The sequence below is a fragment of the Chryseobacterium sp. AG844 genome (genome assembly GCF_003182335.1).
Taxonomy (GTDB): Bacteria; Bacteroidota; Bacteroidia; order Flavobacteriales; family Weeksellaceae; genus Chryseobacterium; species Chryseobacterium cupriresistens.
On sequence record NZ_QGTV01000001.1, the window covers coordinates 125,981 to 137,730 of the forward strand.

The 11,750-nt window shown below is 36.9% G+C and carries 10 protein-coding genes; 5 read left to right on the forward strand and 5 right to left on the reverse strand.

Annotation, left to right across the window (positions count from 1 at the left end; all coding sequences use genetic code 11):
- Positions 1-97 precede the first annotated feature (97 nt).
- Positions 98-1,219, reverse strand: a complete 1,122-nt coding sequence (ribB, locus tag DEU40_RS00540; protein WP_062676210.1) for a 3,4-dihydroxy-2-butanone-4-phosphate synthase — start codon at positions 1,217-1,219, stop codon at positions 98-100.
- A 67-nt stretch (positions 1,220-1,286) separates the two neighbouring features.
- Entirely contained in the window at positions 1,287-2,291 is a 1,005-nt protein-coding gene (locus tag DEU40_RS00545) for an LLM class flavin-dependent oxidoreductase (RefSeq protein WP_110008050.1), read from the reverse strand.
- A 261-nt stretch (positions 2,292-2,552) separates the two neighbouring features.
- Here DEU40_RS00545 and DEU40_RS00550 point away from each other — a divergent pair, with 261 nt between their 5' ends.
- A complete protein-coding gene (locus DEU40_RS00550; protein ID WP_110008051.1) occupies positions 2,553-3,401 on the forward strand; it encodes a M12 family metallopeptidase in 849 nt (282 codons plus the stop codon).
- A gap of 36 nt (positions 3,402-3,437) precedes the next feature.
- Here the strand turns inward: DEU40_RS00550 and DEU40_RS00555 are convergent, their stop codons facing one another.
- Positions 3,438-5,564 (reverse strand): helix-turn-helix domain-containing protein, encoded by a 2,127-nt coding sequence (locus tag DEU40_RS00555; protein WP_110008052.1) that lies wholly within the window; start codon positions 5,562-5,564, stop codon positions 3,438-3,440.
- 82 nt (positions 5,565-5,646) lie between these two features.
- Here DEU40_RS00555 and DEU40_RS00560 point away from each other — a divergent pair, with 82 nt between their 5' ends.
- Complete coding sequence (locus tag DEU40_RS00560; protein WP_110008053.1) at positions 5,647-6,099, forward strand: hypothetical protein; 453 nt, start codon at positions 5,647-5,649, stop codon at positions 6,097-6,099.
- Positions 6,100-6,376: 277 nt separating this feature from the next.
- On the opposite strand, the gene DEU40_RS00565 is transcribed toward DEU40_RS00560, so the two are convergent.
- Complete coding sequence (locus tag DEU40_RS00565) at positions 6,377-6,913, reverse strand: gamma carbonic anhydrase family protein (protein ID WP_034694954.1); 537 nt, start codon at positions 6,911-6,913, stop codon at positions 6,377-6,379.
- Positions 6,914-7,075: 162 nt separating this feature from the next.
- Between DEU40_RS00565 and DEU40_RS00570 the strand changes: the two genes are divergently transcribed.
- The 3 genes from DEU40_RS00570 to hemH are packed head-to-tail and all read left to right on the forward strand — an operon-like array spanning position 7,076 to position 9,536.
- The gene (locus DEU40_RS00570) at positions 7,076-7,954 is read left to right on the forward strand and encodes a NifU family protein (RefSeq protein WP_110008054.1); all 879 of its coding nucleotides are present in this window, start codon (positions 7,076-7,078) and stop codon (positions 7,952-7,954) included.
- A 10-nt stretch (positions 7,955-7,964) separates the two neighbouring features.
- Positions 7,965-8,492 (forward strand): NADPH-dependent FMN reductase, encoded by a 528-nt coding sequence (locus DEU40_RS00575; protein ID WP_110008055.1) that lies wholly within the window; start codon positions 7,965-7,967, stop codon positions 8,490-8,492.
- 15 nt (positions 8,493-8,507) lie between these two features.
- Complete coding sequence (gene hemH / locus DEU40_RS00580; protein ID WP_047434959.1) at positions 8,508-9,536, forward strand: ferrochelatase; 1,029 nt, start codon at positions 8,508-8,510, stop codon at positions 9,534-9,536.
- Between the two features lie 80 nt (positions 9,537-9,616).
- Here hemH and DEU40_RS00585 read toward each other — a convergent pair whose 3' ends face one another.
- Positions 9,617-11,569 (reverse strand): M4 family metallopeptidase, encoded by a 1,953-nt coding sequence (locus DEU40_RS00585; protein WP_171006336.1) that lies wholly within the window; start codon positions 11,567-11,569, stop codon positions 9,617-9,619.
- Between the last annotated feature and the right edge of the window lie 181 nt (positions 11,570-11,750).

Sequence of the window (11,750 nt, forward strand, 5' to 3'; positions counted from 1 at the left end):
AAAATAAAAAAAGGTTTAGAAAAATCCTAAACCTTATAACTTTGTATTACAAACAGTCAATTAATGTGAAAAGAATTCACTATTGACCATTCATTTTTTATAGTTGTACCATCTCCGTAACCTCTACATCATAGCCTCCAACCTGAGGTTTGATATTAGGGTTTTGAGTGATTACTTTAAATTTGTTGATTCCTAAATTCTTAAGGATCTGCGTTCCGATTCCATAATCTCTGTAATTGTACGCCAGTGTAGGATGCTGCTCCTGGCCGTCCTGATAGTTCAGGAACTGTTGAAGCTTTCTCAATGTATTTTCAGAGTTGGAAACGTTGTTGATAAAAATAATAGCTCCTTTTCCAGCCTCATTAACCATATTGGTTACTTTTTCCAACAGAGGTTTCTCCCCATTATTTAATCTTGTCAATACATCGAAATAAGAATCTGAAGACTGTACTCTTACCAACACAGGCTCATCTACTGTCCATGCTCCTTTTGTCAATGCAAAGTGGATCTGGTCATTGGAAGTTTCTCTGAAAGCATAAAAATCAAAATCACCATAATGCGTTTTTACTTTTTTCTCTTCAAGTCTTTCTACAAGATTTCCTTTTTTAAGCTGATAATGGATCAGGTCTTCAATAGAAACGATCTTCATATCGTGTTTTTGTGCAAAAGCATGAAGTTCAGGCAGACGGGACATTGTACCATCTTCATTCATGATCTCGCAGATCACACCTCCTTCTTTCAATCCTGCTAAATTCGTAAGATCGATGGCCGCTTCAGTATGTCCGGCTCTTTTCAATACACCTCCTTTTCTTGCACGAAGCGGGAAAATGTGGCCAGGTCTCATAAAATCTGTAGGCTTGGATTTTTCATCCATCAATGCTAAAATTGTTTTTGCTCTGTCACTTGCAGAAATTCCGGTAGATGTTCCGTTACCCAGAAGGTCAACCGATACGGTGAAAGCAGTCTCCTTAGGATCGCTGCTTCTGCTTACCATCACTTCAAGTCCAAGCTCATCACATCTTTTTTCAGGAAGCGGCATACAGATCAGCCCTCTTCCGTGAAGAGCCATAAAATTGATAATTTCCGGCGTTGTCAGTTCTGCCGCGCAAAGAAAATCACCTTCATTTTCTCTGTCTTCATCATCTACTACTATGATTATTTTACCATTTCTAAGGTCTTCGATAGCCTCCGGAATAGTATTTAATTTAATATCTGACATTTTACTTTTTATTTGTGCAAAGATACTCATAAAAATAAGCATCTGCCAATTAATTATGAATGGTTTATTACGCTTTGGATAAAGAGTCTGCAGCCGCTCTGAAAATCTCGTAAGATCTCAATCTTTTCTGATGGTCGTAGATATGTGAATTGATCATCAACTCATCTACCTGGAACCTTTCCTGGAAATCTTTAAGTTTTTCCTGAATTTCGGCCTGATCTCCGATAAAAGTATATCTCAGTTTCTGTAAAACCATAGATTTTTCCATTGGCGACCAGATTTCATCCATATCATCCACGGGTGGAGCAAAAGGTTTTCTGTCGTTTCTTACAATATTGATGAATGCCTGGAATAAAGTAGTGGAAATTTTATGAGCTTCCTCAGAAGTTTCAGCCGCTACCCCATTAACACAGGCAATGATATAAGGTTTATCCAGATATTTTGACGGTTCAAAATGTTCTCTGTATATTTTAAAAGCCATTTCCATCTGCTCAGGTGCAAAATGTCCCGCAAATGCATAAGGCAGCCCTAGTTCTGCAGCCAGCCATGCACTGTCTGTACTTGACCCCAGAATATATAGTGGAATATCCAATCCTTCTCCCGGAATGGAACGAACCATCGCCTCTGAATTTTCTTTCGAAAAATATCTTTGAAGTTCGAGGATCTGTCTTGGAAACTGTTCATTGATGATGGCTGGATTCCTTCCCAACGCTTGTGCTGTCAAGCCATCTGTTCCCGGAGCTCTTCCTAATCCAAGATCAATTCTTCCGGGAAACAGAGATTCCAGTGTTCCGAACTGTTCTGCAATGATCAGAGAACTGTGGTTAGGAAGCATAATTCCTCCTGAACCTACTCTGATTGTTTTCGTTCCATTGGCAATGAAACCAATTAAAACAGAGGTTGCTGAACTGGCAATACTTTCCATGTTGTGGTGTTCCGCCAGCCAGAATCTTTTATAATTTAAATTTTCAGCGTGATTAGCTAGTGATAAGCTGTCCTGAAAAGTATCATGAATGCTTTTACCTTGCTTTACCGGTGCAAGATCTAAAACAGAAATTTCAAAATTTTTCATGTTATGATGTTAATTTTTCTTTAATCTGAAAAACAAGGCAAATTTAAAACATAAAAACTGCATTAGTTACTTTTTGTAATTAATAAAAACAATTGATCAGTTCAGGGAAAAACTATTGGAATAAAATTTTTGTTTACTTGATTTTATCTATGAGATTTTAAAATTTAAATAACTCTATTAAAAACATATTTTAACGAAAACAATTCAACGAAAAGAGATATATTGATTATATTCGTATACCAAATTTTTAAAAACATTAATATGATCAAAAAACAAAACAGCCTGTTTTATAAACAGATGCTGACAGGAAAAACAGTCTTGATGAGTATTCTTATGACTGCCACATTTTCATCATGTAGTAAAAACAATGAGGAAATTACTTCTGAAGCCCAAACCAATGCCCTCAATACTGATCTCGTCAAAAAAGGACAATTGAATGGCCAGGAAATTACCTATGAAAGAAAAAACGGAATGAATTTTTTCCAGGGAGATATTGTTCTTACCGATAAACAATTATCAGAAGGTAATGAAGTTAATAAAGGCGGTGCCAGTTATTCAAGATGGCCTAATGGTAAAATTTATTATACTATTGCCGGCAATATGGGTTCCATCAATGTTAATAAAATCAATTCTGCCATCAGCGAGTACAATAATAAAACGAATACACAGTGGATCTACCGTACCAACCAGGCTAATTATGTTGAATTTATTTTCGGAAGCTCATCAGGATCTGATGGCTGGGCTCACATCGGGTATCAGGGTGGGAAACAAACCATTTCTTTGGATCAGTATATTTCTGTAGGATCAGTTATTCATGAAATGGGGCACACGGTAGGACTTTATCATGAACATACGCGTAAAGACAGAGATCAATACGTAAAAATCCTGTGGAACAATATTCAAAGCGGACAGTCTTATAATTTCAATATCTATAATTCCGGAACAGATATAGGTCCGTTTAATATTAATTCGGTGATGATGTACTGGCCGACCTCATATTCCAGAAACGGGCTGCCTACGATTACCAGAGCTGACAACAGCAATTTTACTTATACCAGAACCGGATTTACGACCGGAGATATCAATACCATCAATGCGATGTATCCTTAAATTTTTAAGAATCGTCTCTCCATAAAAAAAGAACTCCTACGAGTTCTTTTCTTTTTTATAATTATAATGATTAATTAAAATCCTGATTTCGTTAAATTCAAAATGGCTTGGCAATGCATTCTTCCACTCGGTTAATGTTTCATGTGGATTTTTATAGAATTCATCTTCAAAAGCCTTAATCTTATCCGAAGTAATAACTCGGGAAATATCCAGCAATCCCTGTTCGGCAAATTTGGCAAGATGCCCAATAACAGTTTCTTTCACCAGCCCTCTTTCCAAGGCAATTTCTCCGATCGTTTTTCCTTGCTCAAACAACTGGAAGGTTAAAACCTGAGAAGGAACTTTAGCAATTTTCAGATTGATTTCCTTATCATTCTTTTCATCTAAAAGTTTCGTTTCAAGCAGGTGAATATCTCTCAGGCTGTTCAGATATTCTTCAATGTCTTCCAGCCAGCTTTTAAATTCTTCGTTGTATTGTTTCAATCCTTTTGCACCTTTTATCTCAGCATAAAACTCTTTCAAAGGATCGAATATTTTATTTCTGGTTTCTGTAAAAAAGAAATTAACCGCACCTTTTGATTTGCTTTCAATTTCGGACCATTCTTCTTTCTGTTCAATAAAATTATTGACTTTCTGGAAAATGATTCGTTCTAATTTTTCAAAAATTTTCCCCAGGTTGACCGCTTCATGTTTCAACTGAAGATAAAGCTGTTTGGTTTTAACGTGGTCTATATTTTTGGTGACAATGGAAAGGTTATTCCACTCCTCTACTTCTTTCAAAAACCATGTACAGTCTAATGTTCGCAATACTTTTCTGATGCTGTAATCATATTTTTCCTGATTCAGAATCGCCTCCACATGATCATTGGCAATAGTATCGGTGTGGAAATGCAGAATCCTGTTATCTTTGAAAATAACTTCGGGAGTAATTTTTGATTTTAAAACAATGCCCTCCAGAGTTCTGCAGCGGGATAAAGCCACATACACCTGACCGGCAGTAAAACTTTTCCCGGCATCAATAATCACTTTATCAAACGTTAATCCCTGGCTTTTGTGAATCGTAACCGCCCATGCTAATTTGATCGGAAACTGCTCGAAACTTCCCAACACTTCCTCTTTGATATTTTTATCCGTATCAAGGAAATATTTTTTCTGTTCCCAGGTTTCCCTTTTTACCACAATTTCTCTTTCACTTTCATCCAGAACAACACGGATTTCATTCTCATCCAACCCGATAATCTCACCCAGTTTTCCGTTAAAATATTTCTTTTCTCCGGAAATATCATTTCGGATAAACATGATCTGAGCTCCAATTTTCAGTTCCAGAAACTGGTCATTTGGAAATTGATTTTCTTTAAAGTCTCCTACCAGTTTAGCTTCATAAATCTGAGGATCTACTTTAATTTCTGCCAGTTTTTCCTGATTGATCTCGTCTGCCATTTTGTTGTGAGAACACAGATATACATAAGACTCTTTTCCCATATCAAAGTCAGGATCATACCTTTCATTGAGATGATCAAAATCTATATTATCCACATCGCCGTCACGGATGGCATTCAGAATTTCCAGAAAATCTTCATCAGATTGTCTGTATACTTTTGTAAGCTCAATGGTGACGATTGGAATTTCCTTAATGGCATGGCTGTCAAAAAAGAAAGGTGAGTTGTAATACATTTTGAGGATATGCTCATCCCTTACCACCGGAGGAAGTTGATACAAATCTCCGATAAAGAGCATCTGTACCCCTCCGAATCTCTGATTATTCCTTCTGATGAATCTCAAAGAAAAATCCATCATATCCAGAACATCAGCCCTCAGCATCGAAACCTCATCGATAATGATGATCTCAACCTCTCTCAGAAGTTTGAGTTTATCTTTACGGTATTTGAAATGAGGCATCAGATCGGCAATATTATTGGCCAAACTGGTATCTATCCTTTCTGTAGTAGGAAGAAAGGTTCTCAACGGCAGCCCAAACATGGAATGGATGGTTACTCCTCCTGCATTAATGGCAGCAATTCCCGTGGGAGCCACTACAATATGCTTTTTCTTGGTACGCCTTACAAAATCATTAAGAAATGTTGTCTTTCCTGTTCCGGCTTTCCCCGTTAAAAAAACACTTCTGTTCGTATATTCTATTAAGTCAAAAAAATGATTATTCATCTTCGTCAAAAATACGGAAATGAATTTGAATTTCTTACCTTGGCATAAGTTTTGAAAATTCTTAAAAAGAAAAAAGTTTATTGTGAAAAAATTATTCTTTCATATCCCGGCAATAGTATTGTGTACTACATTAACTTTAGTTTCGTGTAATACATCAAAGAATGCCAATACCAATCTTCCTGTTGATATTGCAGACAGACCTGCTGACGAAGACAGTCAGAAATATGAACAGGCACAGCTGGACAGATTAAAAGCTTCTATTGAATCTGAAGTATCAGGAGAAAAATGTACGGATGCCAACGACTGGGCGTTTGCTCCTATGGGATCAAAAGCCTGCGGCGGACCTCAGCAATACATTGCCTATCCTAAGAAAAAAGAAGAAACTTTCTTACAAAGAGTGAATGAGTATACGGATAAAGTGAAAGCTTTTAATGAAAAGTATAATATTACGTCTGACTGTATGATGATCGAGCCACCTACATCACTCAAATGTATCAATGGTAAGATCAGACTTATCACACCGGACAATAATTAACAATAAAGCAAAGGTTCTATATCAAATCGAAAAAGCTCTGTTTCAGAACAGAGCTTTTATATTTATTTTTAAATAGATCAATCGTGAATTTTACTTCGCAAGTGAATGATGAATTTTTGCAATCCAAAAAAACTGACAAGCGCAGCGAATTGACCATTGACCTTTCACTATTTTATAGTTAATAAGTGAATTTGCTTCGCAAGTGAATGGTGAAGTTTTGCAATCCCAAAAAACTGACAAGCGCAGCGAATTGACTATTCACTATTCACCTGACATCCTAAAATTGATGATCCTTCACATTCTCCTTATACCATGATGAATATTTCACATAGTTATCTGCAATTCTGTTCACTTCTCCTTCCAGCAACTGGGCATTGATATCTTTGATTTTTCTTGCAGGAACTCCTCCCCAGACTTCTCCGGATTTAATATGTGTTCCCTGAGTCACTACAGAACCTGCTCCTACAATGGAGTTTTCTTCTACAAGGCAATCATCCATCACAATAGCTCCCATTCCGATCAATACATTATCTTTAATGGTACATCCATGAACAATCGCGTTATGTCCGATGGAAACATTGTTCCCGATATTCAAAGGATATTTCTGATAGGTACAGTGCAGCATTGCATTATCCTGAACATTCACCTTGTCTCCCATTTTGATGTAATGAACATCTCCTCTGATTACTGCATTATACCAGACACTACAGTCTTTTCCCATTGTGACATCGCCAATAATAGTTGCCGTTTCTGCTAAAAAAGTATTCTCTCCGATCTGTGGTGCTTTTCCTAAAAGCTGTTTTATTAGTGCCATAATATTAATTTGAAAATGTGAAAATGTGCCCAATTGGGAATTAAAATATACTATCATTTCTGATATCTAACTTCTAAATTACAGTGATAGCAAAAATCTAACTCTCAATTTTCAGCTTCTAACTTCTAATGCGTATTTTTGTATCTCAAATTTAACGAAAAAATGCGTACCGTACTTATAGAACCAACTGAAAACCCAAAAGTGATGAAATTTGTAGCAGATTACAATCTTATCCCCGGGTCTTTGGAACTGGACAGAAATTCAGATATTTCAGAAATTCCTCTGGCACAGGAACTTTTCAATTATCCGTTTGTGGAAAGAGTTTTCATTACCGCTAATTTTGTAGCTGTGGCAAAACAGGATACCATAGAATGGGAACATGTTGCTGAAAGTCTGAAAAATGTAATTGAGGATGAATTACTGGCCAACCCGAGAATTTATCTTCAGAAGAAAAAAGAAATGTATCAGATCTATGCTGAAATGACTCCGAATCCCAACGTAATGAAGTTTGTTTCAAGCAAACTGCTGATGGATGGTTTCGTGGAAGTAAAATCGAAAAAAGCGGCTGAAGAAGTTCCTTTGGCACAGGCTATCTTTAAAGAGTTTGATTTTGCAACGGAAGTTTTCATTTCGGACAACTTTGTAGCTGTTACGAGAGATAATTCTGTAGAATGGCACCAGGTGATGATGACTGTTCGTGCACTTATTGCCGAATATCTTCAGAACGGAGGTGAAATTTCAAAAATCGAACCTCAGAAACACGAAAATCCTGTAGAGAAAATTATCAACAGAGATTATACAGAGGATGAGCAGAAAATTTCTGACATTTTAAATGAATACGTAGCTCCTGCCGTAGAAAATGATGGTGGAAAAATTTCTCTGATGGAATACGATCAGGAAAATAAAACAGCAAAAATGCTTTTACAGGGTGCATGCTCCGGCTGCCCAAGCTCTACTGCTACTTTGAAAAACGGAATTGAAAATATCTTAAAACAATTCGTTCCGGACTTAGTAGAAAGAGTGGAAGCTGTAAACGGATAAAACTGCCGAAATGCCTCCCGGAAATAAAATTGTCGTGATTATTGGAAGTGCTTCGGCAAATTCCAGCAATCAGAAACTGATGGAACAGGTGTTGAAAAAGACAGACAACACAGATTTTCAGCTATATGCTGACCTTTCTGTTCTTCCGCATTTTGATACTGCATTAACTGATGATGATACTCCGGAAGAAGTTCTGAAAATCAGAGAAGCCATAAACAATTCAGCAGGGGTGATATTTTCTACACCGGAATATATTTTCAGTATCCCTGGGAGATTAAAAAATCTGTTGGAATGGTGTGTTTCCACAACGGTATTTTCGGAAAAACCTGTTGCTGTGATCACGGCTTCTGCCAGCGGAGAAAAAGGACACGAAGAATTGTTAATGATCTTAAAAACTCTTGGAGCTGTAACAGATGATAAACATCAGGTATTAATAAAAGGGATAAAAGGCAAATTTGACGGCAATGGCTTACTGGAAAGTAATACCTTTGCCAAAGTATCAAAATTAGTAACAGATTTTAGAACCTCTGTTTCATAATTAAAATTTAGAATATTGAATAAGAAAGGAATTTTACTAGTCAACCTCGGATCACCGAGATCAACTTCTGTAAACGACGTAAAGGAATATCTTGATGAATTTCTGATGGATGAAAGGGTGATTGATTACCGTTGGATCTTTCGTGCACTTCTTGTACAGGGAATCATTCTGAAAACAAGACCTGCAAAATCTGCTGAAGCGTATAAAACAGTCTGGACAGATAAAGGTTCTCCACTGATTGTCATTACTGAACAGATTCAGAAAAAGCTTCAGAAAGTAGTAGACGTTCCTGTGGAAATCGGAATGAGATATGCACAACCAAGCATTGAAACCGGAATTCAGAAACTGGTTGATCAGGGAATCACTGAAATTGTTCTTTTTCCACTATATCCTCAATATGCGATGAGCACCACGGAAACGGTTATTGAAAAGGCCGAAGAGGTAAGAAAAAAGAAGTTTCCCGGTATAAAAATTAATTATATTCAGCCTTTTTATAACAGAGATATTTATATCAATTGTCTTGCAGAAAGTATTAAAGAGAAGCTTCCTGAAAATTTCGATGCATTGCAGTTTTCTTACCATGGTGTTCCGGAAAGACATATTTATAAAACAGATCCTACAAAGACCTGTAACCTTAATGACTGTTGTTCCAGAGATGATAATCCAAGTCATCAGTTCTGCTACCGTCACCAATGTTATAAAACAACGCAGCTTGTTATTGACAAACTGAATTTACCTAAAGAAAAAACGATTGTTTCTTTCCAGTCAAGATTAGGAAAAGATAAATGGATTGAGCCATATACCGACGAAACATTGGAAACAATTGGTAAAAAAGGGATCAAAAACCTGGCCATTGTATGTCCGGCTTTCGTTTCTGACTGTCTTGAAACCCTGGAAGAAATTTCTGTGGAAGGGAAAGAACAGTTCATGCACGGCGGTGGTGAAAATTTCCATTATATCCCGTGTCTGAATGATGAAGACCGATGGATTGAAGTGGTAAAAACACTTTGTGAAGAAAAACTGAATGATTTCTATTTGGTATAATTTTTTTACTCAAAATATACAAAAGGCCGCAAGAATTAACTTGCGGCCTTTTCATTGAATATATTAAAGATTTGATTTGGTTATTTTTTAATCAGGTTTCCTGCTTTCTCTCCGTTTACCAGTACAATATATACTCCCGGAAGAATATTAGAAGGAAGCTGAATGTTCAGTTTATTTACCCCATCAGTAATTTCAACTTTCTCAGAAATTTCTTTTTTACCTGTAAGGCTTACCAGTTCTACAATTCCTTTTCCTGATTTTCCTTCAAAGTTGATGGTGAATCTGTCTGTTGCAGGATTCGGGCTTATCGTGTACAGCGCTGTATCTGCGGTTGCCATTTTTCCTGCCGGAGAAGTTCCTCCTCCTACACCTACAGCATTCCATGCATTTTTAACCTGAGTCACTTCATTGCTGGTTGCTCCGTATAAATCAGTAGCTGCCTGAATAGAATAGGTTCTTGCACTCGCATAGGTTGAAGAAGACGTCAGATAAGTTGTCAATGTTCTGTACGCAATAGCTCCAGCCTTATCAAGTCCTATTGCGGAAACATTGTAAGCAAAACCTTTATCGTTCGTACCTGATCCTCCTGTTACTAACAGATAATACCAGAAGTTAAGGACACCTGAATTGGTATGAACCCCGCAATAATCATTAGATTGGCTTGGAGTAACGCAACCTGAAGTTGTGGTAGTTTTCCAGTAAGTTCCCATATAGGTATCCGGCTGGCTGTATGCGTTAGGGTTAGCCATATTCCTGATTACATAATTGAAATCTTCTCCCAGTGTCCAGCTTGCCTGTGTAGGTCTTGCCCAACGCTCAATGGTATTTCCGAAGATATCGGAGAAGCCTTCGTTCAGTGCTCCCGGTTCTCTCTGATACACAAGATTAGCTGTTTTAGAAGTCAAACCATGTGTGATTTCATGACCGCAAACATCAAGTGCTGTCAATGGTTTTCCTCCGTTTGTTGTGGAACTTCCATCTCCATAGGTCATTCTGGAACCATCCCAAAATGCATTGAAATAGTTGGTAGAATAGTGAACATAGGATTTAATAGCAAAGTTATTATTATCAATACTCTTACGTCCGTATTTTGTATAGAAGTAATCCACTGTCATTTCTGCTCCCCAATGGGCATCTGTAGCGTATTGATCTTTATTGGTATTGACATTATTCCAGTTGTTGTCCGTATCTGTAAAGTCTACTGCAGAAGCATAGCTTGTTCCTTTTTTCAAGTTATAAGTTTCTACTGAAGTTCCGCCATTTCTTCCTGTTTCTCTTAACCGGTAGCTTCCGTTATAAGAATCTGTAGTGATGCTGCGGGTTCCGCTATATCCTGTAACGGCTGTTCCCGGCGTGTTCACTTCGTGAATAATAGCATCTACTCCCAGTACTTTTCCATTTTTAGCATCCACAAAAACATATTGTCTGCTTAATGGTTTTTCTGCATAGATATCAAATTTATAGGCTAGCCTTAAATCACTCAGCTTGTCATCATCAGGATTTGAATAATAAACCAATTCACCTTTTGGAGTATAGCTTGCATTGGGATCACCGGTTTCTTTTTTAAGAAAATCTTCTTCTTCTTTATTTTTCCATTTATAGGATTCTGCTCCTACAAATGACAAAGCGCTCTGTAAAGCAGCATTTTCAGCAAGACTGGCTGTTTTGTCAAGTCCTTTCGGAACTTTAATAACCCATTTTCCTGATTGTCCTACAATTTTACCGTCTTTTGTCTGTACCGCCATCATTCCGTATTCTACAGGAATATCATTAACGGTCTGTTGAAATCTTTGAGTTTCAAAGCCTAATGCATCTTTTTCTAACCCTAGTTTACGAGCCTGCCCTGGAGAAAGCCTCTGAGAAGCTTCGTCAAATAAAACAGGGGCTCCCTGATAGGAAGGGGCATTTTTTTCAAATCTCATAAATTCAGCATGTAATCCGCTTTTTCCCGGAACTAATTTTGATGGTGTGTTTTGCCCAAAGACAAAAGAGCATGCAGCAACGCTTGCTACTAAGATAAATTTCGTTTTCATATTAATAATGGTTGATTGTGGTGACGAATTTATAAACTTTTCACAATAAAACAACATTATCAATAAATAAAATCTAATTGATATTATAAATCAGTAAATAAAACATAATGATGATTTTAAAACAAAGAAAATTATTTAAATATAATTTTTCTGCAATATGAATTTTATGTTAAAAAATTTA